The sequence below is a fragment of the Pseudomonas zhanjiangensis genome, from assembly GCF_041027545.1.
Taxonomy (GTDB): domain Bacteria; phylum Pseudomonadota; class Gammaproteobacteria; order Pseudomonadales; family Pseudomonadaceae; genus Aquipseudomonas; species Aquipseudomonas zhanjiangensis.
On sequence record NZ_JBFTEG010000011.1, the window covers coordinates 1 to 25,566 of the forward strand.

A 25,566-nucleotide genomic window follows, 5' to 3' on the forward strand; every position below is an offset into this window, starting at 1 on the left:
GGGGGCTGAGCTGGCCTAGTTGAGCCAGCCAGTGGTGAAAGGCTTGAGTATCCATGAGCGGCAGACCTCCCGAGCGGATGCCTGCCTTTCAGATTAGTTCTTGCAACACATCATTGGGACATAGCCTTTTTTATGGCCTGGATTCCTCCGGCCTATCCTCGGCGAGCAGCTGGCTGCGCAGTTCGTCCGAGAGGCCCTGCGGGGCCAGCCAGATGGCCAGGTAGGCTGTCGCCAGTTGCGGGTCCTTGCTGGTGAACAGCCTTGCGCCGTTGCGGATCAGCTGTAGCCCTGATTGCGGGTGGTAGTCCAGGCTGTAGCGATCGCCGGCGCGGATGTCGCGAAAGCTCGCATGCAGGGCGTCCAGCTCATAACGCAGTTTGGCGAGCAGGCTGTCCGGCTGTTGGCGTCTGAGGGTGATCCAGGCGGCTTCGATCACGTCCTCGCGGTCGATGTCGCGAAAGTAATAGAGCGTCAGGCGCTTGCTGTGTCGCTCCTGCAGCGCCTGGCGTGGGTCGATCTGAGGCTCGCTGTAGAAAGCCGCTGCGTAAACATCGACCCAGAGGTAAGTCAGTACTGCCTGGTTTTTCAGTTCCAGGGTGGCCTGCGCCTGGTGTACCCGCTCGGGGAAGTTCGCCTCGCGCAGGCGGTCGCTGTCGTTGGCGAGCAGGCTGGGGCTGAGCATCAGCAGGGCGGTGAGCGCGAGTAACTGGTGCATGGCGAGGTTCCGGCTGCACTGGATGCCAAGGGTTCACCGATGCGGCATTTGCTGTCAAGTTCGCGCCTTTGCCCCGTTGCAGAAAGTTCAAAAAAAGCAAGCGCTTGGGTGGTCAGTGGAAGGGGCGGTCTCTATAATTGAGCGGATTTTTTACCCGCGCTCGGCATCGTCGTCCACACCTATATTCATGTCGGTATGGATGCGGCTATTCAGGTTACCGGTGCCGCTCGTATTCTAAAAAAAGCTTATAAATCAGTGGTTAGGCGAACCTATGATCAAATTGAAACATGGGCTTGATTTGCCCATAACAGGCGTGCCGACGCAGCGTATAGAGGCCGCGAGGCCGGTACGTAGTGTCGCAGTCATCGGCTCCGACTATCCGGGGATGAAGCCGACCATGCAGGTGCAGGTCGGCGACCGCGTCAAGCTCGGCCAGGTGCTGTTTTCCGACAAGCGAACCGCAGGGGTGCACTACACCGCGCCGGCCGCCGGGGTGGTGAGTGCCATCCATCGCGGCGAGAAGCGTGTGCTGCAGTCGCTGGTCATCGATATCGACGGCGATGAGCAGGAAACCTTCGCCCAGTATCCGGCTGCCCAGCTGGACAGCCTGAGCGAGGCCCAGGTGCGCGAAAACCTGCAGCAGTCCGGCTTGTGGACGGCCTTGCGCACGCGTCCATACAGCAAGGTGCCGGCAGTCGAAGCGGTGCCCAGCTCGATTTTCGTCACGGCCATCGATACCCATCCGCTCGCGGCCGATCCGGCCGTGGTCATCGCCGACTATGCCGCCGACTTCGAGAACGGCCTCAAGGTCCTCGGCTGCCTGGCCAAGGTCTACCTGTGCAAGGCCGATGGCGCCTCCCTGCCGGGCGAGCAGCTGAGCAAGGTCCAGGCCGAGGCTTTCGCCGGTCCGCATCCGGCCGGCCTGGCCGGTACCCACATCCACTTCCTCGATCCGGTCAGCGCCAGCAAGAGTGTCTGGTCGATCGGCTATCAGGACGTGATCGCCATCGGCAGGCTGTTCACCAACGGCCAGTTGTGGGTCGAGCGCGTGGTCGCTGTGGCCGGCCCGGTGGTCGATCAGCCGCGCCTGCTGCGCACCCGCCTGGGCGCGAATCTTCAGGAGCTGACCGCAGGCGAACTGCAGCCCGGCTACAACAGAGTCATTTCCGGTTCGGTCTTCGGCGGCCGTACCGCCCAGGGCCCCTTCGCCTTCCTCGGGCGCTACCACCAGCAGGTTTCCTGTCTGGCCGAAGGTTCCGAGCGCGAGCTGATGCACTACCTGCGCGCCGGGGTGAACAAGCATTCGGTGCTCAATATCTTCGTCTCCAAGCTGGCGGCGGCCAAGCGCTTCGCCTTCTCCACCACCACCAACGGCAGTCCGCGCGCCATGGTGCCGGTGGGTAACTACGAGGCGGTGATGCCGCTGGACATTCTGCCGACCCAACTGCTGCGCTACCTGATCGTCGGTGATACCGAGATGGCCCAGAAGCTCGGCTGTCTGGAGCTCGACGAAGAAGACCTGGCGCTGTGCACCTATGTGTGTGCCGGCAAATACGAATATGGCCCGATTCTGCGCGACAACCTCGCGCGTATCGAGAAGGAGGGTTGATCATGGGTATCCGTGCATTCCTCGATAAAATCGAGCACAACTTCGAGAAGGGTGGTCGTTACGAGAAGTGGTATGCCTTGTATGAGGCCATCGACACCTTCTTCTATCGCCCCGGTAGCGTGACCAAGACCACCGCCCATGTGCGCGACGGCATCGACCTCAAGCGCATGATGATCACCGTCTGGCTGTGCACCTTCCCGGCGATGTTCTTCGGCATGTGGAACACCGGCTATCAGGCCAACCTGATCTTTGCCGGCAACCCCGAGCTGCTCGCCGCCCAGGAAGGCTGGCGCTTCGCCCTGATCGGCTCGCTGGCCGGTTTCGATCCGAACAGCCTGTGGGACAACTTCGTCCAGGGCGCCGCCTGGTTTCTGCCGGTCTATGCGGTGACCTTCATCGTCGGCGGCTTCTGGGAGGTGTTGTTCGCCTCGATCCGCAAGCACGAGGTCAACGAGGGCTTCTTCGTCACTTCCGTGCTGTTCGCCCTGATCCTGCCGCCGAGCATTCCGCTGTGGCAGGTGGCATTGGGCATCAGCTTCGGCGTGGTGATCGGCAAGGAAGTGTTCGGTGGTACCGGCAAGAACTTCCTCAACCCGGCACTTACCGGTCGGGCCTTCCTGTTCTTCGCCTATCCGGCGCAGATGTCCGGCGATGCGGTCTGGACGGCGGTTGACGGTTTTGCCGGCGCCACCTCGCTGAGTCTGGCGGCGGCCGGCGGCATCGAGAACGTGATCGGCCACGGCGTTACCTGGATGGATGCCTTCGTCGGCACCATTCACGGCTCGCTCGGCGAGACCAGCACCCTGGCGATTCTGATCGGTGGCGGTGTGCTGGTGCTGACCAAGATCGCTTCCTGGCGCATCGTCGCCGGCACCATGCTCGGTATGGTCGCGCTCAGCCTGCTGTTCAACGCCATTGGCTCGGACACCAACCCGATGTTCGCCATGCCCTGGTACTGGCACCTGGTGGTCGGCGGTTTCGCCTTCGGCATGATGTTCATGGCCACCGACCCGGTGTCGGCCTCCATGACCAATACCGGCAAGTGGATTTTCGGTGCCTTGATCGGCGTGATGGTGGTGTTGATCCGTGTGGTCAACCCGGCCTTCCCGGAAGGCATGATGCTGGCGATTCTGTTCGCCAATTTGTTTGCGCCGCTGATCGACCACTTCGTCGTTCAAGCCAATATCAAGCGGAGGCTGGCTCGTAATGTCTAGTCAAAAAGAATCCACCGCCCGCACCCTGACGGTGGCCCTGCTGGTTTGCCTGGTGTGTTCGGTGTTCGTCGCCGGCGCCGCCGTGGCGCTCAAGCCGACCCAGGTGGAGAACCGCCTGCTGGACAAGCAGCGCAGCATCCTCAGCATCGCCGGCCTGGCCAAACCGGGCATGAGCGGCGCGCAGGTCAAGGAACTGTTCAAGAGCACGATCACCGCCAAGCTGGTCGATCTGCAGACCGGCAAGTTCTCCGATGCCAAGGATCCGATGACCTTCGACCCGCTCAAGGCCGCCAAGGATCCCAAGCTGTCGAGCGTGTTGCCGCCGGAGCAGGACATCGCCTCGATCAAGCGCATGGAGCGCTACACCACCGTGTACCTGGTGGAAAAGGACGGCGAGATCGACACCCTGATCATGCCCGTGCGCGGTTACGGGCTGTGGTCCACCCTGTACGGTTTCATCGCGGTCAAGGGCGACCTGAATACAGTGGTTGGCATGGGCTTCTACCAGCACGCCGAGACCCCCGGTCTGGGTGGCGAAGTGGATAACCCTAAATGGAAAGGCCAGTGGCCCGGCAAGACCCTGTTCGACGAGGACGGCAAGCTGGCCGTGCAGGTGGTCAAGGGTGGCGTCGATCCGCAGAGCCCGAAAGCCGTGCATCAGGTCGATGCCCTGGCAGGTGCGACCCTGACCAGCAAGGGCGTCGATCACCTGCTGAATTTCTGGCTCGGCCAGAATGGCTTCGGTCCGTTTATCGCTAACCTGCGCGCAGGGGAGGCTTGATCATGTCGCAGCCGACTGTAAAAGAAGTCCTGCTCAATCCGATTTTCAACAACAACCCGATCGGTCTGCAGATTCTGGGTATTTGCTCCGCCCTGGCGGTCACCTCGAACCTGAAGACCGCGCTGGTGATGTCGATCGCCCTGACCCTGGTGACCGCCTTCTCCAACTTCTCCATCTCGATGATCCGCAACCAGATCCCCAGCTCGATTCGCATGATCGTGCAGATGGTGATCATCGCCTCCCTGGTGATCGTGGTGGACCAGGTGCTCAAGGCGTATGCCTTCAGCCTGTCCAAGCAGCTGTCGGTGTTCGTCGGCCTGATCATCACCAACTGCATCGTGATGGGGCGCGCCGAGGCCTTCGCCATGCAGAACCCGCCGGTGCTGTCGTTCTTCGACGGTATCGGTAACGGCCTGGGCTACAGCGCCATGCTGATCGTCCTGGGCATCGTGCGCGAGCTGTTCGGTGCCGGCAAGCTGATGGGCTACGAGATCATTCCGGTGATCAACGATGGTGGCTGGTACCAGCCCAACGGGCTGCTGTTGCTGCCACCTTCGGCGTTCTTCCTGATCGGCCTGTTCATCTGGGGCCTGCGTAGCTGGAAAAAAGAACAAGTCGAGCAGCCGAGCTTCAAGATGGCGCCGCAGGTCTCGCATAAGGAGGCTTACTAATGGAGCATTACATCAGCTTGCTGGCCAAGGCAGTGTTCGTCGAGAACATGGCACTGGCCTTCTTCCTCGGCATGTGCACCTTCATCGCCATCTCCAAGAAAGTCGAGACGGCGATCGGCCTGGGTATCGCAGTAGTGGTGGTGCAGGTGATTACCGTCCCTGCAAACAACCTGATCTACACCTACCTGCTCAAGGACGGTGCGCTGGCCTGGGCCGGCCTGCCGGAAGTTGACCTCAGCTTCCTCGGCCTGCTCAGCTATATCGGTGTGATCGCGGCGATCGTGCAGATCCTCGAGATGCTCCTGGATAAGTATGTCCCCAGCCTGTACAACGCCCTCGGCGTGTTCCTGCCGCTGATCACGGTGAACTGCGCCATCATGGGCGGCACCCTGTTCATGGTCGAGCGTGACTACAACCTGGCGGAAAGTACCGTGTACGGCTTCGGTTCGGGCCTGTCCTGGGCACTGGCGATCACCGCCCTGGCGGGTATTCGCGAGAAGCTCAAGTACAGCGACGTCCCGGCCGGTCTGCAGGGGCTGGGCATCACCTTTATCACCATCGGTCTGATGTCCTTGGGCTTCATGTCCTTTTCCGGCGTGCAGTTGTAAGGAAGGGATGAATAGATGATCAATTCAGAGATTTTTATCGCGATCGGGATGTTCACCGCCATCGTTCTGGCGTTGGTGCTGATTATCCTGGCGGCACGCGCCAAGCTGGTCTCCAGCGGCGACGTGAGCATCGAGATCAACGGCGAGAAAACCATCGTGGTGCCCGCCGGCGGCAAGCTGCTGCAGACCCTGGCGGCCAACAACATCTTCCTGTCGTCGGCCTGCGGTGGCGGTGGTACCTGCGCGCAGTGCAAGTGCGTGGTGGAAAGCGGGGGTGGCGAAATGCTGCCGACCGAGGAGTCCGCCTTCACCCGTCGCGAAGCCAAGGCCGGCTGGCGCCTGTCCTGCCAGACCCCGGTCAAGCAGGACATGAAGATCGAGGTGCCGGAAGAAGTGTTCGGCGTGAAGAAGTGGGAATGCACGGTCGAGTCCAACCCGAACGTTGCCACCTTCATCAAGGAGCTGACGCTCAAGCTGCCGGAAGGCGAGAACGTCGACTTCCGCGCCGGTGGTTACGTGCAGCTGGAGTGCCCGCCGCACACCGTGGCCTACAAGGACTTCGACATCCAGGAGGAGTACCGCGGCGACTGGGACAAGTTCAACCAGTGGAAGTACGTGTCCAAGGTCGAGGAGACCACCATTCGCGCCTACTCCATGGCCAACTATCCGGAAGAGCGCGGCCTGGTGAAGTTCAACATCCGTATCGCCTCGCCACCTCCGGGCAAGGACGATCTGCCACCGGGCAAGATGTCTTCGTACGTGTTCAGTCTCAAGCCGGGTGACAAGATCACCGTCTACGGCCCCTTCGGCGAGTTCTTCGCCAAGGACACCGATGCCGAGATGGTCTTCATCGGCGGCGGCGCGGGCATGGCACCGATGCGTTCGCACATCTTCGACCAGCTCAAGCGCCTGAAGTCCAAGCGCAAGATCAGCTTCTGGTACGGTGCGCGCTCCATGCGCGAGGCCTTCTACGTCGAAGAGTACGATCAGCTGCAGGCGGAGAACCCGAACTTCGAGTGGCACCTGGCGCTGTCGGATCCGCTGCCGGAAGACAACTGGACCGGCCTGAAGGGCTTCATCCACAACGTGCTGTACGAGAACTACCTGAAGGACCATCCGGCACCCGAGGATTGCGAGTTCTACATGTGCGGCCCGCCCATGATGAACGCCGCCGTGATCAAGATGCTGGTCGACCTGGGTGTGGAGGAGGACAACATCCTGCTCGACGACTTCGGCGGCTAAGCATGAGGTCTGTGGTACTTCGGCCCGTTATCGCTGTCGCCCTGGCGGCAGCCTTAACGGGCTGCTGGTTTTCTGAACGGGTCGAAGAGTTCGGCGGCCCGACCATGGGTAGCAGCTATTCGATCAAGTACGTACGCGGCAGCGGCGGCCCGGATCCGCAGACGCTGCAGCGCGAGACCGAGGCGATCCTCGCCGAGGTCGATCAGCAGATGTCCACCTACCGTGACGACTCTGTGCTCTCCATCTTCAACCGGGCCCCGGCGGGTAGCTGCATGCCGGTGCCGGCGCCAATGCTGGTGTTGGTACGTGCAGGCGAGGAACTGGCCGCGGCAAGCGAGGGCGCCTTCGACCTGACCCTGGAGCCGCTGCTCAACCTCTGGGGCTTCGGCCCGCAGGCGCGGGTGGAGCGGGTGCCGAGTGCCGAGCAGCTGGCCGAGGCGCGCCGGCACACCGGTCATCAGCATCTGCGCATCGAGGGGCAGCATCTGTGCAAGGATGTAAACCTGCAGGTCGATCTCAACAGCATCGCCGCCGGCTATACGGTCGACAGGATCGCCGCGCACCTGGGCGAGCGGGGTATCGGCAGCTACCTGGTGGATGTCACCGGCGAGCTCAAGGCTGCCGGGCGCAAGCCCGATGGCCAACCCTGGCGGATCGCCATTGAGGCCCCCCGCGACGATCAACGGGTGGCGCAACGGGTCCTTGAGCTCGATGGTTACGGTATTTCGACCTCCGGCGATTACCGCAACTACTTCGAGGAGGCCGGCATCCGCTATTCGCATACCCTCGACCCGCGCACCGGCGCGCCTATTCGTCACAAGCTGGCGTCGGTCACGGTGGCGGATCGTTCCACCCTGCGCGCGGATGGCCTGTCGACCCTGTTGATGGTGCTGGGGCCGGAACGCGGCCTGGCCTACGCCGAGCAGGCGGGTATCGCCGCCTTCTTCGTGACCCGCGACGGTGAGGGCTTCGTCACACAGACTACAGCGGCATTCGAGCAGTTGTTTGCCGCGGGAGAAGAGCAATGACCTGGTTAATCGTTTTTTTCACCATGCTGCTGGTGGTGGCATTGATGGCAGTCGGCGTGATCATGGGGCGCAAGCCGATTGCCGGTTCCTGTGGTGGCATCGCCAACCTGGGCATCGAGAAAGAGTGTTCGATCTGCGGCGGCAGCCGGGAGAAGTGCGAGGAGGTCAATCGCACGCCCGACGCGGGCGCTGCCAAGCAACTGGCCTACGACGCGACCAAGCGCTAATCGCCAGTCGGCAGCCGTGCGACTAGGCTGCCCCACGTTATCGTGCCAGGCTGCATGACGGCAGCGCTGGCCCTGCCGAGGGTGCGTCATAAGCACTCCGGTGTGATCTCAAGGAGTAATCATGGCGGTCTACAACTACGACGTAGTGGTACTGGGCTCGGGTCCTGCGGGAGAGGGGGCGGCGATGAACGCCGCTAAGGCCGGGCGCAAGGTGGCGGTGGTCGATAGCCGTCGCGAAGTCGGGGGCAACTGCACCCACTTGGGCACCATTCCTTCCAAGGCGCTGCGCCACTCGGTGCGGCAGATCATGCAGTTCAACACCAACCCTATGTTCCGCCAGATCGGTGAACCGCGCTGGTTCTCCTTCCCGGACGTGCTCAAGAGCGCCGAGCGGGTGATCGGCAAGCAGGTGGCCTCGCGCACCGGCTACTACGCGCGCAATCGTATCGACCTGTTCTATGGCACCGGTAGCTTCGCCGACGAGCAGACCATCGAAGTGGTCTGCCCCAACGGGGTGGTCGAAACCCTGGTGGCCAAGCAGGTGGTGATTGCCACCGGTTCGCGGCCCTACCGTCCGGCGGATGTCGACTTCCGGCACCCGCGGGTCTACGACAGCGACACCATCCTCACCCTCAGCCATACCCCGCGCCGACTGATCATCTATGGGGCCGGGGTGATCGGCTGCGAATACGCGTCTATCTTCAGCGGCCTGGGGGTGCTGGTCGACCTGATCGACAACCGCGACCAACTGCTCAGCTTCCTCGATGCGGAAATCTCCGACGCGCTCAGCTATCACCTGCGCAACAACAACGTGCTGATTCGCCACAACGAGGAGTACGAGCGCATCGAGGGCCTGGACAACGGCGTGATCCTGCACCTCAAGTCCGGCAAAAAGATCAAGGCCGACGCCCTGCTCTGGTGCAACGGCCGTACCGGCAACACCGACAAGTTGGGCCTGGAGAACATCGGCATTCAGGTCAACAGCCGCGGTCAGGTCGAGGTCGACCAGCACTACCGCACCGAGGTGTCCAATATCTTCGCGGCCGGCGACGTGATCGGCTGGCCGAGCCTGGCCAGTGCCGCCTACGATCAGGGCCGCTCGGCGGCCGGCAATATCGTCGAGAACGACAGCTGGCGCTTCGTCGATGATGTGCCGACCGGTATCTACACCATTCCGGAGATCAGCTCGATCGGCAAGAACGAGCGCGAACTGACCCAGGCGAAGATCCCCTATGAAGTGGGCAAGGCATTCTTCAAGAGCATGGCGCGGGCGCAGATCTCCAACGAGCCGGTAGGCATGCTGAAGATCCTCTTCCATCGCGAGACGCTCGAGGTGTTGGGCGTGCACTGCTTCGGCTATCAGGCCTCGGAAATCGTCCACATCGGACAGGCGATCATGAACCAGCAGGGCGAGGCGAACAGCATCAAGTACTTCGTCAATACCACCTTCAACTACCCGACCATGGCCGAAGCCTACCGGGTAGCGGCGTTCGACGGCCTCAATCGGCTTTTTTGAGCGACTCCGACCGGTGGCCTGAGCCGGTTGGGGAAGACCCGTTCAGCGACTCTCGAAGCTGGCGCTGGCCGAATCGGGAGAGTTTCTGATCAGGCAGCAAGAGAAACCGGCCCTGGCGGCCGGTTTTTTTATGTCCCTGCGACGGTATTTCGGTGCGACAGGGTCGTCACGGCCAGTCCGGGATAGTCGGTAATCAGGCTGTCCACCCCGAAGTCGGCGAGCCGGCGCATCAGGGCCGGCTCGTTGACCGTCCAGACCGAGACATGCAGGCCGGCTTTCTGTGCCTTCTGCAGGCGCTCGGGGGTGCAGAGCGTCCAGTTCAGGGCGAGCAGGTCGCAGCCGTAATGGTCGGCGACCTTCAACGGATCGAGCCAGGCGTATTCGGCGACCAGGCCGCGCGACAGGTGCGGCGTCAGGCGCTGCAGGGCGCGGAGCACTTCCCGCGAGCCGGAGGTCACGGTGACCTTGTCGTTCAGTCCGTAGCGTTCGGCCAACTCGGCAATCGCCGTCACGGTTCGGGCCGCGCGGGTTTTCGAGGCGCTTTTCACCTCCAGTTGCCAGTGGTCGAAGTCGCATTGCTCGAACAGCTCGGCCAGGCGGGGAATGGGGCAGGGCGTGATCCAGCCGGGGCCACCCTCACGGGCATCGTAACCAACCAGGTCATCGGCATTGTGCTGGGCAACCTTGCCCCGGCGGCCGGTAGTGCGCTTGAGGGTCGGATCATGGATCACCATCAACTGATTGTCGCGCGAGAGGTGCAGGTCCAGTTCGCAGCGGCGTACGCCATGTTCCAGGCAGCGCTGGAAGCTGACCAGGGTGTTTTCCGGGGCTTCGCCCTTGGCTCCGCGGTGGCCGTAGATCAGGGTCACGGTTGCTCCTTGATGGGTGTGGTGGTGCGGGCCTGGTGGTGGCGTACGCTGTCGATCACCTGGTCGTGCTCGAAATAGACGCTGAACTCGCGGTAGTCCCAGCGGGTTATCGGCGGCTGGCCGATGGCCGGGTGCTCTTCGTCGGCCAGGCCGAAGTGTTCGAGTACGGCGCGGCGGGAGTCGCCCCGCTGCGGCAGGAGGCTGCTTGCGGCCCCCTGCTCGCCGAGTGGGATTTGCAGGCTGTCGGCGCTGGCGCAGAGCGGCAGCAGCAGGGCGAAAAGAAGTGGGTAGCGCGGCATCTGGTTATTCATTCCTGTGGCAATTGTTCGCGGGCCTGGCGACGCTCCAGGGCCTGCCGTTGCAGGATATGCCGGGCGAGCAATTGACGCTGTGCGTCGGTCAGCGCTTCGAACTCGGTGCCGATCTCGAAGCACGGACCCGCTTGCGCCTGGCAGTGCACGACCTTGGCGCGCAGCAGCAGTCCGAGGGCCTGGGGCATCAGCACCATCTTGATCGCCAGGTGGGTGCCCAGGGGAATCTCCTGGGCATTGCTGAAGCTGACCCCGCCTTCGGATAGGCTGACCTTGCGCGGCGTGCCGATATCGCGCAGCAGACTCTGTGCCACGGCTTGGCCGAGCAGGTCGATCCGCTTGTTCATCACTTTCAGGTAGTTGGCCAGGGTGCGGTCGCGTTCGCTGATATGGCGCAGCAGGTGCTGCGACTCGAAATCCATCAGGTGCAGGTCGCTGAGCAGGTTGAACAACGGGGAACTGTCGTGGAGCTGGTCGCTGGCTTGCGCTTCGGCGCCGGCCAGGGGGGTGAAATCCAGTGCGATCGTATCGACGATACGATAGTATTCGCGGCGATCTTCTTCATCTTGAGTCGACATGGCGAACCCATGGCAGCAGTAGTGGTCTGAGTGTAAGGCTGCGCGCCAAGCCCCGCCACAAGGACGTTTCTCTTTCCCCGAATCAGCCCCCGACATGTTCAGACCTCTGTTCGTATTCATTGGTACGCGCTACACGCGCGCCAAGCGCCGCAATCACTTCGTTTCCTTTATCTCCCTGACTTCGATGATCGGGCTGGCCCTCGGTGTGCTGGTAATGATCGTGGTGCTGTCGGTGATGAACGGCTTCGACCATGAAATGCGCACCCGTGTGCTGGGCATGGTGCCCCACGCGACAATCGAGAGCGCGACGCCGATCGACGACTGGCCAAGCCTGGCCGCGCAGGCGCAGCAGCACCCGCAGGTGCTGGCGGCGGCGCCCTTCAGCCAGATGCAAGGCCTGCTGACCCATGAGGGCAGGGTGCAGAAGGTGTTGATCAACGCGATCGATCCGCTGGAGGAGCCCAAGGTCTCGATCATTGGCGATTTTTTCCAGCAGGGCGACTTGTCCGTGCTGCAACCCGGCGGCTTCGGCATGGTCATCGGCGACAAGGCGGCCGCCAAGCTGGGCGTTGGCATCGGTGACAAGATCACCTTCGTCGCCCCCGAGGTCACGGTCACGCCGGCCGGGATGTTCCCGCGACTCAAGCGCTTCACCGTGGTCGGCATCTTCCACGTCGGTGCGGGGGAAATCGACGGCTATCTGGCCCTGACCCATGTGCAGGATCTGGCGCGCCTGCAGCGCTGGCGGCCCGATCAGGTTCAGGGGGTGCGGCTGAAGTTCGCCGACCTGTTCCAGGCGCCACGCACGGCCTGGGAGCTGGCGCAGACCCTGGGCGAGGGTGATTACTACGCAAGGGACTGGACCCGTACCCATGGCAACCTGTACCAGGCGATTCGCATGGAGAAGGCGATCATCGGTTTGTTGCTGCTGCTGATCGTGGCGGTGGCCGCCTTCAACATCATCTCGACCCTGGTCATGGTGGTCACCGACAAGAAGGGCGACATCGCGATCCTGCGCACCCTGGGTTCGACACCCCGGCAGATCATGGCGATCTTCATGGTCCAGGGCACGGTGATCGGCGTGGTCGGTACGGCAATAGGCGCACTCCTGGGGATCTGGGCCGCGCTCAATATCAGCGCCGGGATCGCCGCGCTGGAGCGTCTGCTGGGCATCAAGTTCCTCAATGCCGATGTGTATTTCATCGACTACCTGCCCTCGCAACTGATGGGCGCGGATGTGCTGCTGGTTTGCGCCGCCGCCTTGTTCCTGAGTTTTCTCGCTACCCTGTATCCGGCCTGGCGCGCGGCGCGCATCCAGCCCGCGGAGGCATTGCGTTATGAGTAATCCGCTGACCCACGATGGCGCCGTGCTGAGCTGCCGCAACCTGGGCAAGAGCTACGAGGAGGGCCCCCAGTCGGTGGTGGTGCTCGACAATCTGCAGTTCGAGCTGCACCCCGGCGAGCGGGTGGCGATAGTCGGCAGCTCGGGTTCCGGCAAGAGCACCCTGTTGAACATGCTCGGCGGTCTTGACACGCCCAGTAGCGGCAGCGTCTGGCTGGCGGGCGAGGAGCTGTCGGCGCTGGGCGAGAAGGCGCGTGGGTTGTTGCGCAACCGCGCGCTCGGGTTCGTCTACCAGTTTCATCACCTGTTGCCGGAGTTCACCGCCCTGGAGAACGTCTGCATGCCGCTGCTGATCGGCCGCGCGGCGATCGCCGAGGCGCGCCAGCGGGCGACGGCGTTGCTCGAGCGGGTGGGCCTGGGTCATCGCCTGGCGCACAAGCCGGCCGAGCTGTCCGGCGGCGAACGCCAGCGCGTGGCGATCGCCCGCGCGCTGGTCAACCGGCCGGGGTTGGTGTTGCTCGACGAGCCCACCGGCAACCTCGACCACCACACTGCCCAAGGTATTCAGGAACTGATGAAGGAGCTCAGTCGCGACTCGCAGACCGCCTTCCTGGTGGTGACGCACGACATGCAGCTGGCCCTGCAGATGGACCGGATACTGCGTCTGGAAGACGGCAAGTTGGTGGCGGTCTGATGTTCCGTCCTCTGAGTATCTTCATCGGCAGCCGCTATACGCGCGCGAAGCGGCGCAACCACTTCATCTCCTTCATTTCGCTGACTTCGATGATAGGGCTGGCCTTGGGCGTGCTGGCGATGATCGTGGTGCTGTCGGTGATGAACGGCTTCCAGCAGGAGATGAGCGCGCGGATTCTCGGCACGGTGCCCCATGCGAGCATTTCCGCTCGCCAGCCGCTCGACGACTGGCAGGCGGTCGCCGGAGTCGCCCGGAAGCATCCCGAAGTGCTCGGCGCGGCGCCCTTCGCCGAGCTGGAGGGGATGCTCTCCTACCGCGGCGCCATGCAGCCGATCCAGTTGCAGGGCATCGAACCTGCCCTGGAGGCGCAAGTTTCCAGCGTCGGCCAACACATGGTGCAGGGGCGCTTGGATGACTTGCAGGCCGGGGAGTACGGCGTGGTGATCGGTGAAATCACCGCCCGTCGCTTTCAGCTCAAGGTCGGCGACAAGCTGGCGCTGATCGTCCCCGAGCTCAGCTCGGTGCCGGGCGGGATCAGTCCGCGCATGCAGCGACTCAATGTGGTCGGGGTGTTCAAGGTCGGGGCCGAGCTGGACAGTTCGCTGGCGCTGATCCATGTCGCCGATGCGGCGCAGATCCAGCGCCTGGCGCCGGGCCAGGTGCCGAGCGTGCGCCTCAGGCTGAAGGATCTGTACCAGGCGCCGCAGCTTTCGGCAGCCATTGCCGGCGAACTGGGCGAGGGCTTTAGCGCCAGTGACTGGACGCTGACCCAGGGCAGTCTGTTCAGCGCGATGAAAATGGAAAAGACCATGATCGGCCTGCTGCTGCTGCTGATAGTGGCGGTGGCGGCGTTCAATATCATCGCCACCCTGATCATGGTCGTGGCCGACAAGGGCGCCGATATCGCCATCCTGCGCACACTGGGGGCCACGCCCAGACAGATCATGGGTATCTTCATGGTCCAGGGCTCGGTGATCGGTCTGGTCGGCACCTCGATCGGCGCGGTGCTGGGCGTGCTGGCAGCATTGAATGTTACCCAGCTGGTCGGCTGGGTCGAGCGCTTGAGTGGTCAGCAGGTGCTCAGTTCGGATGTCTACTTCGTCAGCAACCTGCCTTCGCAGCTCCAGGGCACGGACGTGTTGCTGATCTGCGGCGCAGCCTTGATCCTGAGCTTTCTCGCCACCCTCTATCCGTCCTGGCGTGCCGCCGGCATCCAGCCTGCCGAGGCGCTGCGCTACGAATGAGCTACCCTGACTGAAACAAAAAGGCCGTTACCCCTGTAACGGCCTTTTTGTTTCAGTCCTTGAGGTCTCGGTTGCGACGTTTTTCCTGGCGCTTGCGCCAGTTGTGGCGGACCCACCAGTGCCAGTAGGTGTTGGTCAGTACGTAGCCCAGCACCGAGAGGACCAGCGCCAGCACCAGGGAGCCGAGCAACAGGGGCTGCCAGTGGGTCTGCAGCACCTGGCCGACCCAGCTCAGGGTGATGTGCTCGGGCATTTTCAGGGTCGGCGTGCCGGTCATCCAGGCGCCGAACTTGTAGCTGCAATAGAACACCGGCGGCATGGTGATCGGGTTGGTCAGCCAGACCAGGCCGATGGAGATCGGCAGATTGGCCCGCGCCGGAATCGCCACCGCGGCGGCGGCGGCCATTTGCATGGGCATCGGGATCATCGCCCAAAACAGGCCGATGGCCATGGCCCGAGCGACGGAGTGGCGGTTCAGGTGCCAGAGGTTGGGGTCGTGGATCAGCGTGCCGAGGAAGCGCAGAGATTTGCTGGCCTTGATGCGGTCTGGGTGAGGCATGTAGCGCTTGAATAGGCGACGCGGCATGTGGGCTCTCTGGCGGGCTAGAAGCGCCGATATTATGCACGGATTAATGACCAGTCGCCGACACACTTTGTGTCAGAAAGTTCGCCTGCGACGGTCGTTCGGCAGGGTCTTCGGGATGGGGGCCAAAGGAGTGTGCGATTGTGCGCTTAGGGATGTTGGCGCTGGCGGCAGGCCTGCTCCTGCTGCGATGGCTCCCGGCGTTGCCGCCGACCTGGCTGTTCTGCCTGTTGCCGGTGCTGGGGCTGATGTTGTTGCCATTTCGCAGCTATCCGCTGGCACTGTTGCTGTTTGGCTTCAGTTGGGCCTGTATCTGCGCGCAGTGGGCACTGGACGACAGGTTGGCGCCAGAGCTGGACGGGCGCACCCTGTGGCTGCAAGGGCGGGTCGTGGGCCTGCCGCAACTGGGCGACGAGGTGGTGCGCTTTCAGCTCGACGGGGCCGTGTCTCGCCATGGCAAGTTACCAGAACGACTGCGCCTGGCCTGGCATGGCGGACCCGCGTTGCGCGCTGGCGAACACTGGCGTCTGGCGGTACGCCTGAAGCGTCCCCGTGGCCTGGTCAATCCGCAATCCTTCGACTACGAGGCCTGGCTGCTGGCCCAGCGTATCGGTGCCACTGGGACGGTCAAGGCCGGAGAGCGGTTGTCTGCTGCCGGCGGCTTCGACGGTTGGCGCGACGGGCTACGCCGACGGTTGCTTGCCAGCGAGGCCTGGGGACGAGCGGGGGCGTTGTCGGCCTTGGTCCTGGGCGACGCTTCGGGTCTGTCGACGGCGGACTGGCGGTTGCTGCAGGACACCGGCACCGTGCACCTGCTGGTGATTTCCGGCCAGCATATCGGCCTGCTGGCCGGCCTGCTCTATGGCCTGGTCGCCGGCCTGGCGCGCCTGGGCTGGTGGCCGCGCGGTTGTCCCTGGCTGCCCTGTGCCTGTGCGCTGGGCTTCGCCGGCGCCCTGGCCTATGGCCTGCTGGCCGGGTTCGAGGTGCCAGTACGGCGCGCCTGCGTGATGATTGGCCTGGTGCTGTTATGGCGTTGGCGCTTTCGTCATCTGGGTATCTGGCTGCCCTTGCTGTGCGCTTTGCTGCTGGTCCTGCTGGTCGAGCCATTGGCCAGCCTGCAGCCAGGCTTCTGGCTGTCTTTCGGCGCGGTGGCGCTGCTGGTTCTGACCTTCTCGGGTCGCCTGGGCGCCTGGCCGTGGTGGCAGACGCTGGGGCGAGCGCAATGGGCCATGGCCCTGGGCCTGCTGCCGTTGCTGCTGGCGCTGGGGTTGCCGATCAGTGCCAGTGGACCGCTGGCCAATCTGCTGGCCGTGCCCTGGGTCGGTGTGGCGGTGGTGCCGTTGGCAATGTTCGGCACCCTGCTGCTGCCGGTGCCCTGGCTGGGCGAGGCGCTGCTCTGGCTTGCCGGCGGATTGCTGGAGCTGTTGTTCTTTCTGCTGGCGCAGATCGCCGCCTGGCAGCCTGCCTGGCTGCCAGGCGCGTTGCCGCTCTGGGCTCTGCTGCTCTGCGCGCTCGGCAGTCTGCTGCTGCTGATGCCGGCCGGAGTGCCGATGCGCAGCCTGGGCTGGTTGCTGTTGCTGCCACTGCTGTACAGCCCGCCGCCGCGCCCGGCGCCCGGTCAGGCGCAGGTATGGATGCTGGATGTCGGTCAGGGCTTGGCGGTACTGGTGCGCACCCGCGAGCATGCGCTCTTGTACGATGCCGGGGCGCGCTCTGCCGACTTCGACATGGGCGAGCGGGTGGTGGTGCCGTCGCTGCGCGCTTTGGATGTGCGCCGGCTCGACCTGTTGCTGCTCAGTCACGCCGACAATGATCACGCCGGCGGAGCCGCGGCTGTCCTGCGTGGCCTGGAGGCCGCGCGGGTGCTGAGCGGGGAGGCCGCCGAGCTGCCCCGGCGGCTCCAGGCCGGGCCCTGTGCCTCGGGGCAAAGCTGGCAGTGGGATGAGGTGCGCTTCAGTACCTGGCGCTGGGCGCAGGCGGGCACTGGCAACCAGGCTTCCTGCGTATTGCAGGTCGAGGCATCCGGCGAGCGCCTGCTGCTGACCGGCGACATCGACAGCCAGGCCGAGCAGGCCCTGCTCACCAGTGGCCTGGACCTGCGTGCCGATTGGTTGCTGGTGCCCCACCACGGCAGCCGCAGCTCATCCTCGGCAACGTTCCTGCAGGCGGTCGCGCCCCGCGCGGCGCTGATTTCGCGGGGCGCGCTGAATGCTTTCGGCCATCCCCACGCCTCGGTACTGGCACGTTATCAGGCGCTGCCCGCCAGGCTCTACGACAGTGTCGAGCAGGGAGCGGTGCGCCTGCGCCTGGGGGCTTTCGAGGCGGGTTGGGGACTGCGCCAGGAGATGCGATTTTGGCGGGAAAAATGAGAACGGAGGCGGTCGGCGACACCTCGACCCTATGCTAGAGTGGCGCCACTTTTGTGAAGGGGATCTGCCACCGTGTGGGAACTGGTCAAAGCTGGCGGCTGGATGATGCTGCCAATCATTCTGTGTTCTATCGCCGCGGCCGGCATCATTGCCGAGCGCCTGTGGACGCTGCGGCCCGGCCGCGTTACCCCGCCGCACCTGCTGGGTCAGGTCTGGCGCTGGATCAAAGACAAGAAACTGAACAACCAGAAGCTCAAGGAGCTGCGCGCCGACTCGCCGCTGGGACAGATCCTGGCCGCTGGCCTGGCCAACTCCAAGCATGGCCGGGAGATCATGAAGGAGTGTATCGAGGAGGCGGCCGCGCGGGTGATCCACGAGCTGGAGCGCTACCTCAACGCCCTTGGCACCATCGCCGGCATCGCACCGCTGCTAGGCCTGCTCGGTACCGTACTGGGCATGATCGAGATCTTCAGCTCCTTCATGGGTTCGGGCATGGCCAATGCGCCACTGCTCGCCGGGGGGATCGCCAAGGCGCTGATTACCACCGCGGCCGGCCTGATAGTGGCGATCCCAGCCTTATTCTTCCACCGCTACCTGCAGCGTCGTATCGACGAGCTGGTGGTCGGCATGGAGCAGGAGGCAATCAAGCTGGTCGAGGTGGTACAGGGCGATCGTGACGTCGACATGGCCGAGGGCAAGGCGTGAAATTCCGACGCAAACCACGGGAGAACGTCGAGATCAATCTGGCCTCGTTGATCGATGTGGTGTTTATCCTGCTGTTGTTTTTCGTGGTTACCACCACCTTTACCCGCGAGACCCAGCTCAAGGTCGATTTGCCGGAAGCCGCCAGTGGCACGCCGCCGGAGCAGTCCGAACTCAAGCAGCTGGAGGTACTGATCGGCGCCGACGGCAGCTATTCGCTCAATGGTCGGCAGCTGTTGAAAAACGACCTGAGCAGCCTGATGGCCGCTCTGCAGAAGGAATCGGAGGGTGACAACAGCCTGCCCCTGACCATCAGCGCCGATGCCAAGACCCAGCACCAGGCGGTGATCACGGCCATGGATGCGGCGGGCAAGCTCGGCTTCGCCCATCTGCGCATCACCACGGTCGAGGCGCAGGCCGCGCCTTGAGGGTCGTCCGCTGATGGCCTTTTCCGATCGACTGTTGGCCGCCTGGTATGCCGGTCATCCCGCACTCGTTCTGCTGCGGCCGCTGGAATTCCTCTATCGGCAGGTGGTGCAGCGCAGGCGCGCGCGCTTCCTGGCGGGCGAGGGCGGTATCTACCGGGCGCCGTTGCCGGTGCTGGTCGTGGGCAACATCACCGTTGGCGGCACCGGCAAGACCCCGATGATTCTCTGGATGATCGAGCATTGCCGCCGGCGCGGGCTGCGAGTAGGGGTGGTCAGTCGCGGCTATGGCGCCGCGCCCCCGCAGTTTCCCTGGCGGGTGACGGCCGAGCAGACGGCCATGATCGCCGGCGATGAGCCGCTGCTGATCGTCCAGCGCAGCGGCGTGCCGCTGATGATCGATCCCGACCGCGGGCGTGCGGTGCAGGCACTGCTCGCCGCCGAACCCCTGGATCTGGTGCTCAGCGATGACGGCCTGCAACATTACCGGCTGGCCCGCGACCTGGAGCTGGTGCTGGTCGATGCCGCGCGTGGCCTGGGCAATCGGCGCTGCCTCCCGGCCGGACCCTTGCGCGAGCCGGTCGAGCGCCTGAACGGGGTCGATGCGCTGCTGTTCAATGGCGCCGAGAGCGATCCGCCAGGCGGCTATGGCTTCAGCCTGCGGCCCAGCGCCTTGGTCAATCTGCGCAGCGGCGAGCGTCGGCCGCTGGCGCACTTTCCCCCACAGCAGGCGCTGCATGCCGTGGCCGGCATCGGCAATCCGCAACGTTTCTTCAAGACGCTCGAGGCGCTACACTGGCGGCCAATTGCGCACCCCTTCGCCGACCATGCGCAGTACAGTGCCGAATGCCTGGATTTCAGCCCGACGCTGCCGCTGGTGATGACGGAAAAGGATGCGGTCAAATGCCGAGCCTTCGCCGCCGCCGACTGGTGGTACCTGGCGGTGGATGCCCAGCCTTCCGCGGCCTTTACTGCCTGGTTCGACGATCAGCTGAGCCGAGTGCTGCCACCCGCGCAGTGATTCGACCACCCGGCGCCATTCAAAGCTGTCGTACCTCAAGGACCCATCATGGACCCGAAACTTCTCGATATCCTGGCCTGCCCGCTGTGCAAGGGGCCCCTCAAGCTCGCTGCGGACAAGTCCGAGCTGATCTGCAAGGCCGATGGCCTGGCGTTTCCCGTGCGCGACGGGATTCCGGTGATGCTGGAAAGCGAAGCCCGTACCCTCAATGTCGACGAGCGCCTGGACAAGTAGATGAGTGACGTCTTTACCGTTGTGATTCCGGCGCGTTACGCCTCCACACGCCTACCGGGTAAGCCACTGCAGGATATCGCCGGCAAGCCGATGATTCAGCATGTCTGGCAGCAGGCCTGCAAGAGCAGTGCCGAGCGAGTGGTGGTGGCAACTGATGATGCGCGCATCGTTGAGGCTTGCCGGGCCTTTGGCGCGGAAGTATTGCTGACTCGCGCCGACCACAACTCTGGCACCGATCGTCTGGCGGAGGTCGCCACTGCGCTAGGATTGCCGGACGATGCCATCGTGGTCAATGTGCAGGGCGACGAGCCCATGATTCCACCCGCCATCATCGACCAGGTCGCCGCCAATCTCGCGGCGCACCCGCAGGCGGCCATCGCCACCCTGGCCGAGCCGATCGAGGAGGCCGCCGCGCTGTTCAACCCGAACGTGGTCAAGGTGGTCAGCGACCGCGACGGCCTGGCCCTGACCTTCAGCCGCGCGCCGCTGCCCTGGGCGCGCGACGCCTTTGCCGCCAGCCAGGAGGCATTGCCAGATGGCGTGCCCTATCGCCGGCACATCGGCATCTATGCCTATCGCACCCAGTTCCTCCATGATTTCGTCGCCTGGGGCCCGTGCTGGCTGGAGGACAGCGAATGCCTGGAGCAGCTGCGGGCCCTCTGGCATGGTGTGCGCATCCATGTCGCCGACGCCCTGCAGGCCCCTCCGGCAGGCGTCGATACGCCGCAGGATCTGGAGCGCGTGCGCCGGTTGCTGGGGGGCTGATGCGCGTCTTGTTCGTCTGCCTGGGCAATATCTGTCGCTCGCCCACGGCCGAAGGCGTGCTTCGCCACAAGCTGCGTGAGGCGGGGCTGCACGGGCGAATCGAAGTGGACTCGGCGGGCACCGGTGACTGGCATGTCGGCAAGACGCCGGACCGGCGTACCCGACTGGCGGCACAGCGGCGCGGGTATGAGCTGGATGCCCTGCGCGCGCGTCAGGTGTCGCCCCAGGACTTCGCCAGCTTCGATCTCATCCTGGCCATGGACGCCAGCAACCTGCAGCACTTGGAGCGTCTGCGACCGAGCCAGGGCAAGGCCGAGTTGGACTTGTTTCTGCGTCGTTACCGGCTGGCGCTGGATGAGGTGCCCGACCCCTACTATGGCGGCGAAGATGGCTTCGAACGGGTCCTGGACCTGATCGAGCAGGCATGTGATGCCTTGCTGGTCGAGCTTGAGGGGCGTCTATGAGTCTGCAGTTGCGAGAAAAGGTGTCGCTCAAGGCCTACAACAGCTTCGCTGTCGAGGCCTCGGCGCGGCTGTTCGCCGAAGCGCATGACGATGAGCAGGTGCGTGAGGCGTTGGCCTGCGCACGCAGGCGCGAGCTGCCGTTGCTGTTGCTCGGCGGAGGTAGCAATCTGCTGTTGACCGCCGATGTCGAGGCGTTGGTGCTGCGCATGGCCAGTCGCGGTATTCGTCAATTGGCGGATGATGGCGAGCGGGTCGTGCTCGAGGTCGAGGCGGGTGAGCCCTGGCATCCGTTCGTGCAATGGACACTGCAGCAGGGGTTGGTCGGCCTGGAAAACCTCAGCCTTATCCCCGGTACCGTCGGCGCCGCGCCGATGCAGAATATCGGTGCCTATGGTGTCGAGCTGAAGGATGTGTTTGCCGGCCTGACGGCGCTCGATCGAAACAGTGGTAGCCTGCGCGAATTCGCCCTGGACGAATGTGCCTTCGCCTACCGCGACAGCCTGTTCAAGCGTGAGGCCGGGCGCTGGATAATCCTGCGGGTGCGCTTCGCCTTGCAGCGCACGGCGCCTCTGCATCTGGACTATGGGCCGGTGCGCCAGTATCTGGCCGAGCAGGGTATCGGCAAGCCGACGGCCGTCGATGTCAGTCGCGCCATCTGTGCAATTCGCAGTGAGAAGCTGCCGGATCCGGCCTTGCTCGGCAATGCCGGCAGCTTTTTCAAGAATCCCCTGGTCTCCGCCGAGTTGGCCGAGCGCCTGCGCGCCGAGCACAGCGATCTGGTCGCCTATCCGCAGGCCGACGGCCAGGTCAAGCTGGCGGCGGGCTGGTTGATCGAGCGAGCCGGCTGGAAAGGCTATCGCGAGGGCGATGCGGGCGTGCATCGATTGCAGGCGTTGGTGCTGGTCAATTACGGCCGGGCCAGTGGCCTGCAGCTGCTGGCGCTGGCGCAGCGTATCCAGGCGGATGTGGCGCGGCGCTTTGCGGTGAACCTGGAGATCGAGCCCAACGTGCTGTGAGGCTAGCGGGGCGGTGCCCTTGGTTGTTGCTGTGCGTCAGCGCTTGGCAGCACAAATAAAAAGGGGATGCCGATGGCATCCCCTTTTTATTGTCCCTAGTTCGAACCTAGGGCTTTACGGCCTGCTCGTCTTGCTTCTCTTCAGCTTCGACTTCGCCTGTGTCCTTGCTCGGGGCCTCGTCGCTCGGAGCCGCTTGCGGTTCCGGCTGCTCGGCTGCAGTCGCTTCGCCATGCGCTGCTTTCTGCGCTTGCGCTACCGTTTCGCTTTCGGCGACGCCGGCTTCGACCTGTGGAGCCGCGGCGGCGGCCTCGGCAGCTTCGCGTGCCAGGCGCTCGGCCTCGCGCTTGCGCCGACGCACTTCGCGCGGGTCGTTCGGGGCGCGGCCGGTGCTGCTTGACGCTACGTTCGCGGCAGCTTCGACTGGCTCTGCGGCGGCGGTTTCGGTCGTTGCTTCGGGCGCAGGGGTTTCTACGCTGGCCTCGCTAGGGGCGGGGCTGGCGATCACCACGGGGGCTTCGATGGCAGGCTCCTCGGCAGTTTCAGGCTCGGCAACCGGTTGGATGACCGGTTCGGCCTCGACTTCGGCCGGCGCCACGGATTCAAGCGGCTGCTGCTCGGCAAGGGTTTCGCTGGCGCGGGGTTCGGCCGGCTGGGTGGCGATTTCCGCCGCCGGTTGTTCGACGGCGTGAGTCGACTCGGCAGCCGCCTGATCGGGCGCCTGCACCACCACCTGCTCGGCCTCTTCAGCGGTCGCTGCCGCAGCCACTGCGGCTACGGCTGGCTTGGCTGCACCTTCGCTACCGTCTTCGCTGGCCTCTTCGCCACCCTCGATCAGGTTGCCGTTGGCATCGCGTTGGCGTTCGCGGCGGTTGCTGCGACGACGCTGGCCGCGCGAGCGGCGACGAGGACGTTCGCCGGTCTCGCCACCTTCCTGCTCGGCGTCTTGCGCCTGCTCCTCGGTAGTCAGTACCTCTTCTTCGGCTGCAGGAGCCTGCTCGCTGCGCGGCTGGCGCTCCTCGCGCGGAGCACGGGGCTGGCGCGGTTCGCGTTGCGGGCGCTCGGCACGGGCTTCTTCTGCGTCGGCGCTAGACGGGCTGTCCAGCGGTTCGCGCAGTTCGCGAGGCTGACGTTCTTCACGCGGCTTGCGCTCGCGGCGGTTATCCTGGCCTTCGCGGGGCTCGCGTGGCGGACGCGACTGACGCACTTCCTGGGGTTCGCGAACCTCCACCGCTTCACGCGGCTGGCGTTCTTCGCGCGGGGCGCGCGGCTGGCGCTCCTCGCGCGGCGCACGTTCCTCGCGTGCAGCACGCTCTTCGCGCGGCTGGCGTTCCTCACGCGGCTTGCGCTCTTCGTCGCGGCGACCGCCGCGGCTACGGTTCTGCTGGCGACCGCTGCGGCGCTCCTCGCTGCGTGGCGGACGTTCGCTTCTCTTCTTCTCGACGACTGCCGGCTTTTCCTCTTCCTTGCCGGCAAACAGGCTGACCAGGGACTTCACCAGCCCCTTGAACAGGCTCGGCTGGCTGGCGGCGGTCGGCTCGCTGATCTCGCTCGCCGGGGCCGGCACTGGCGCCGGTGCTGCGCGTTGCGGGGCGGCCTTGATCGCGGCTTCCTGGCGGACCAGGGTGCGGGTTGCGGCGGCCGGTTGGACCTCTTCGACCTCGGCCGCGGCCATCTCGTAGCTGGACTGGGCTACCTGGGCTTCCGGGCTGTCGTCACGGATGCGCTGCACTTCGAAGTGCGGGGTTTCCAGATGATCGTTCGGCAGGATGACGATGCGCGCGCGGCTGCGCAGTTCGATCTTGGTGATCGAATTGCGCTTCTCGTTGAGCAGGAAGGCGGCAACCGGGATAGGCACCTGGGCACGAACCTCGGCGGTGCGGTCCTTCAGGGCCTCTTCCTCAATCAGGCGCAGGATCGCCAGCGACAGCGACTCGACATCACGGATGATGCCCTGGCCATTGCAGCGTGGGCAGACGATGCCGCTGCTTTCACCCAGGGATGGGCGCAGGCGCTGACGGGACATCTCCAGCAGGCCGAAGCGCGAGATGCGACCGACCTGGACGCGGGCGCGGTCGGCCTCGAGGCTCTCGCGGACCTTCTCTTCCACGGCGCGCTGATTCTTTGCCGGGGTCATATCGATGAAGTCGATGACGATCAGGCCGCCGATGTCGCGCAGGCGCAGTTGTCGCGCGATCTCTTCGGCCGCTTCAAGGTTGGTCTGCAGCGCGGTTTCTTCGATATCGCTGCCTTTGGTGGCGCGTGCCGAGTTGATGTCGATGGACACCAGTGCCTCGGTGGGGTCGATGACGATGGAGCCGCCGGATGGCAGCTTCACTTCGCGCTGGAAGGCGGTTTCGATCTGGCTTTCGATCTGGAAGCGGTTGAACAGCGGCACGCTGTCTTCATACAGCTTGATCTTGCTGGCGTATTGCGGCATCACCTGGCGGATGAAGCTCAGGGCTTCCTCCTGGGCTTCCACGCTGTCGACCAGTACTTCGCCGATGTCCTGGCGCAGGTAGTCACGGATGGCGCGGATGATCACATTGCTTTCCTGGTAGATCAGGAAAGGGGCGGCGCGGTCCTGCGAGGCTTCCTTGATGGCGGTCCAGAGCTGCAGCAGGTAGTCGAGGTCCCACTGCATTTCTTCGCTGGAGCGACCGAGGCCGGCGGTGCGCACGATCAGGCCCATGTCGCTCGGTGCGACCAGGCCATTGAGCGCCTCGCGCAACTCATTGCGCTCTTCGCCCTCGATGCGCCGCGAGATGCCGCCGGCGCGGGGATTGTTGGGCATCAGCACCAGGTAGCGGCCGGCCAGGCTGATAAAGGTGGTCAGGGCCGCGCCCTTGTTGCCGCGCTCTTCCTTCTCGACCTGGACGATGACTTCCTGGCCTTCCTTGAGCACGTCCTTGATGTTGACGCGACCTTCGGGGGTCTTGCTGAAGTACTCGCGGGAGATTTCTTTCAGGGGGAGAAAGCCGTGGCGCTCGGAGCCGAAGTCGACGAACGCCGCTTCGAGGCTGGGCTCGACGCGGGTGATGCGGCCCTTGTAGATGTTGGCCTTCTTCTGTTGGCGGGCACCAGATTCGATGTCCAGATCGTACAGGCGTTGGCCGTCGACCAGAGCGACACGCAACTCTTCGGGTTGAGTTGCGTTAATCAGCATTCTTTTCATGTAGTACCGTCGGTTTCCGGGGCTGCCGGAAGCGGCGTTCGGCACACACGACTCTCAGGGTCGGTGTCAGGCGCGTCAGAAACGGTCGTAAATCGTTTCATTGTCGAGCGGCAGTCAACCGGTTGGGCTGGGCCGCGACGGACGTCTCCTGCTTGCTGTTGTGACA

General features: G+C 64.3%; 26 protein-coding genes. 20 read left to right on the forward strand and 6 right to left on the reverse strand.

Translation table 11 applies throughout. From position 1 onward, the window contains the following. Positions 1 to 130: 130 nt before the first annotated feature. Positions 131 to 715: a chalcone isomerase family protein gene (locus tag AB5S05_RS14075; RefSeq protein WP_369288155.1), complete on the reverse strand. Its 585-nt coding sequence runs from the start codon at positions 713 to 715 to the stop codon at positions 131 to 133. Positions 716 to 986: 271 nt separating this feature from the next. On the opposite strand from AB5S05_RS14075, the gene AB5S05_RS14080 reads away from it, so the two are divergent. The 9 genes from AB5S05_RS14080 (at position 987) to sthA (ending at position 9,611) form a co-directional block, all read left to right on the forward strand. Continuing rightward, positions 987 to 2,324 carry a Na(+)-translocating NADH-quinone reductase subunit A gene (locus tag AB5S05_RS14080; protein ID WP_369288156.1) on the forward strand — a complete coding sequence of 446 codons (1,338 nt, stop codon included), beginning with the start codon at positions 987 to 989 and terminating at the stop codon, positions 2,322 to 2,324. A gap of 2 nt (positions 2,325 to 2,326) precedes the next feature. Further along, entirely contained in the window at positions 2,327 to 3,538 is a 1,212-nt protein-coding gene (locus AB5S05_RS14085; RefSeq protein ID WP_369288157.1) for an NADH:ubiquinone reductase (Na(+)-transporting) subunit B, read from the forward strand. Continuing rightward, positions 3,531 to 4,319, forward strand: coding sequence for a Na(+)-translocating NADH-quinone reductase subunit C (locus tag AB5S05_RS14090; RefSeq protein WP_369288158.1), 789 nt, complete (start codon positions 3,531 to 3,533; stop codon positions 4,317 to 4,319). Before AB5S05_RS14085 ends, AB5S05_RS14090 begins: the two co-directional genes overlap by 8 nt. Continuing rightward, positions 4,316 to 4,990 (forward strand): NADH:ubiquinone reductase (Na(+)-transporting) subunit D, encoded by a 675-nt coding sequence (locus AB5S05_RS14095; RefSeq protein ID WP_369288159.1) that lies wholly within the window; start codon positions 4,316 to 4,318, stop codon positions 4,988 to 4,990. Before AB5S05_RS14090 ends, AB5S05_RS14095 begins: the two co-directional genes overlap by 4 nt. After that, on the forward strand, positions 4,990 to 5,598 hold the full coding sequence (gene nqrE, locus AB5S05_RS14100; protein ID WP_369288160.1) for an NADH:ubiquinone reductase (Na(+)-transporting) subunit E: 609 nt from the start codon (positions 4,990 to 4,992) through the stop codon (positions 5,596 to 5,598). The genes AB5S05_RS14095 and nqrE overlap by 1 nt, the downstream gene beginning before the upstream one ends. 15 nt (positions 5,599 to 5,613) lie before the next feature. Continuing rightward, positions 5,614 to 6,840: an NADH:ubiquinone reductase (Na(+)-transporting) subunit F gene (nqrF, locus tag AB5S05_RS14105; RefSeq protein WP_369288161.1), complete on the forward strand. Its 1,227-nt coding sequence runs from the start codon at positions 5,614 to 5,616 to the stop codon at positions 6,838 to 6,840. A gap of 2 nt (positions 6,841 to 6,842) precedes the next feature. After that, positions 6,843 to 7,868, forward strand: a complete 1,026-nt coding sequence (locus AB5S05_RS14110; protein WP_369288162.1) for an FAD:protein FMN transferase — start codon at positions 6,843 to 6,845, stop codon at positions 7,866 to 7,868. Next, positions 7,865 to 8,095, forward strand: coding sequence for a (Na+)-NQR maturation NqrM (nqrM, locus tag AB5S05_RS14115; RefSeq protein WP_369288163.1), 231 nt, complete (start codon positions 7,865 to 7,867; stop codon positions 8,093 to 8,095). The genes AB5S05_RS14110 and nqrM overlap by 4 nt, the downstream gene beginning before the upstream one ends. Before the next feature lie 121 nt (positions 8,096 to 8,216). Continuing rightward, positions 8,217 to 9,611, forward strand: coding sequence for a Si-specific NAD(P)(+) transhydrogenase (sthA, locus tag AB5S05_RS14120; protein ID WP_369288164.1), 1,395 nt, complete (start codon positions 8,217 to 8,219; stop codon positions 9,609 to 9,611). A 128-nt stretch (positions 9,612 to 9,739) separates the two neighbouring features. Here sthA and AB5S05_RS14125 read toward each other — a convergent pair whose 3' ends face one another. Genes AB5S05_RS14125 through AB5S05_RS14135 form a run of 3 tightly spaced genes read right to left on the reverse strand, consistent with a single transcriptional unit; the run spans position 9,740 to position 11,369 of the window. Beyond that, positions 9,740 to 10,480: a glycerophosphodiester phosphodiesterase gene (locus AB5S05_RS14125; RefSeq protein ID WP_369288165.1), complete on the reverse strand. Its 741-nt coding sequence runs from the start codon at positions 10,478 to 10,480 to the stop codon at positions 9,740 to 9,742. After that, complete coding sequence (locus AB5S05_RS14130; protein WP_369288166.1) at positions 10,477 to 10,779, reverse strand: phosphodiesterase; 303 nt, start codon at positions 10,777 to 10,779, stop codon at positions 10,477 to 10,479. Before AB5S05_RS14130 ends, AB5S05_RS14125 begins: the two co-directional genes overlap by 4 nt. Positions 10,780 to 10,787: 8 nt before the next feature. Next, the gene (locus AB5S05_RS14135; protein WP_369288167.1) at positions 10,788 to 11,369 is read right to left on the reverse strand and encodes a PilZ domain-containing protein; all 582 of its coding nucleotides are present in this window, start codon (positions 11,367 to 11,369) and stop codon (positions 10,788 to 10,790) included. 94 nt (positions 11,370 to 11,463) lie between these two features. On the opposite strand from AB5S05_RS14135, the gene AB5S05_RS14140 reads away from it, so the two are divergent. The 3 genes from AB5S05_RS14140 to AB5S05_RS14150 are packed head-to-tail and all read left to right on the forward strand — an operon-like array spanning position 11,464 to position 14,649. Beyond that, positions 11,464 to 12,714 (forward strand): lipoprotein-releasing ABC transporter permease subunit, encoded by a 1,251-nt coding sequence (locus AB5S05_RS14140; RefSeq protein WP_369288168.1) that lies wholly within the window; start codon positions 11,464 to 11,466, stop codon positions 12,712 to 12,714. Continuing rightward, complete coding sequence (gene lolD, locus AB5S05_RS14145; protein WP_369288169.1) at positions 12,707 to 13,405, forward strand: lipoprotein-releasing ABC transporter ATP-binding protein LolD; 699 nt, start codon at positions 12,707 to 12,709, stop codon at positions 13,403 to 13,405. Before AB5S05_RS14140 ends, lolD begins: the two co-directional genes overlap by 8 nt. Next, positions 13,405 to 14,649: a lipoprotein-releasing ABC transporter permease subunit gene (locus tag AB5S05_RS14150; protein WP_369288170.1), complete on the forward strand. Its 1,245-nt coding sequence runs from the start codon at positions 13,405 to 13,407 to the stop codon at positions 14,647 to 14,649. The genes lolD and AB5S05_RS14150 overlap by 1 nt, the downstream gene beginning before the upstream one ends. Positions 14,650 to 14,701: 52 nt before the next feature. Here the strand turns inward: AB5S05_RS14150 and AB5S05_RS14155 are convergent, their stop codons facing one another. Further along, positions 14,702 to 15,235 carry a DUF2062 domain-containing protein gene (locus AB5S05_RS14155; RefSeq protein ID WP_369288171.1) on the reverse strand — a complete coding sequence of 178 codons (534 nt, stop codon included), beginning with the start codon at positions 15,233 to 15,235 and terminating at the stop codon, positions 14,702 to 14,704. Positions 15,236 to 15,387: 152 nt separating this feature from the next. Between AB5S05_RS14155 and AB5S05_RS14160 the strand changes: the two genes are divergently transcribed. The 8 genes from AB5S05_RS14160 to murB all read left to right on the forward strand — a co-directional run bounded on the left by AB5S05_RS14160 (position 15,388) and on the right by murB (position 22,228). Continuing rightward, positions 15,388 to 17,601 (forward strand): DNA internalization-related competence protein ComEC/Rec2, encoded by a 2,214-nt coding sequence (locus tag AB5S05_RS14160; RefSeq protein ID WP_369288320.1) that lies wholly within the window; start codon positions 15,388 to 15,390, stop codon positions 17,599 to 17,601. A 72-nt stretch (positions 17,602 to 17,673) separates the two neighbouring features. Then, positions 17,674 to 18,306: a flagellar polar localization protein PocA gene (gene pocA / locus AB5S05_RS14165; protein WP_369288172.1), complete on the forward strand. Its 633-nt coding sequence runs from the start codon at positions 17,674 to 17,676 to the stop codon at positions 18,304 to 18,306. Beyond that, a complete protein-coding gene (gene pocB / locus AB5S05_RS14170; RefSeq protein WP_369288173.1) occupies positions 18,303 to 18,731 on the forward strand; it encodes a flagellar polar localization protein PocB in 429 nt (142 codons plus the stop codon). Before pocA ends, pocB begins: the two co-directional genes overlap by 4 nt. Before the next feature lie 13 nt (positions 18,732 to 18,744). After that, the gene (gene lpxK, locus AB5S05_RS14175; RefSeq protein WP_369288174.1) at positions 18,745 to 19,749 is read left to right on the forward strand and encodes a tetraacyldisaccharide 4'-kinase; all 1,005 of its coding nucleotides are present in this window, start codon (positions 18,745 to 18,747) and stop codon (positions 19,747 to 19,749) included. Between the two features lie 48 nt (positions 19,750 to 19,797). After that, positions 19,798 to 19,983: a Trm112 family protein gene (locus AB5S05_RS14180; RefSeq protein WP_079201660.1), complete on the forward strand. Its 186-nt coding sequence runs from the start codon at positions 19,798 to 19,800 to the stop codon at positions 19,981 to 19,983. Continuing rightward, positions 19,984 to 20,748: a 3-deoxy-manno-octulosonate cytidylyltransferase gene (gene kdsB / locus AB5S05_RS14185; RefSeq protein ID WP_369288175.1), complete on the forward strand. Its 765-nt coding sequence runs from the start codon at positions 19,984 to 19,986 to the stop codon at positions 20,746 to 20,748. Beyond that, positions 20,748 to 21,212, forward strand: coding sequence for a low molecular weight protein-tyrosine-phosphatase (locus AB5S05_RS14190; protein ID WP_369288176.1), 465 nt, complete (start codon positions 20,748 to 20,750; stop codon positions 21,210 to 21,212). The genes kdsB and AB5S05_RS14190 overlap by 1 nt, the downstream gene beginning before the upstream one ends. Next, positions 21,209 to 22,228 (forward strand): UDP-N-acetylmuramate dehydrogenase, encoded by a 1,020-nt coding sequence (gene murB / locus AB5S05_RS14195; protein WP_369288177.1) that lies wholly within the window; start codon positions 21,209 to 21,211, stop codon positions 22,226 to 22,228. Before AB5S05_RS14190 ends, murB begins: the two co-directional genes overlap by 4 nt. Positions 22,229 to 22,334: 106 nt before the next feature. Here murB and rne read toward each other — a convergent pair whose 3' ends face one another. After that, positions 22,335 to 25,400 (reverse strand): ribonuclease E, encoded by a 3,066-nt coding sequence (gene rne, locus AB5S05_RS14200; RefSeq protein WP_369288178.1) that lies wholly within the window; start codon positions 25,398 to 25,400, stop codon positions 22,335 to 22,337. Positions 25,401 to 25,566: the final 166 nt, after the last annotated feature.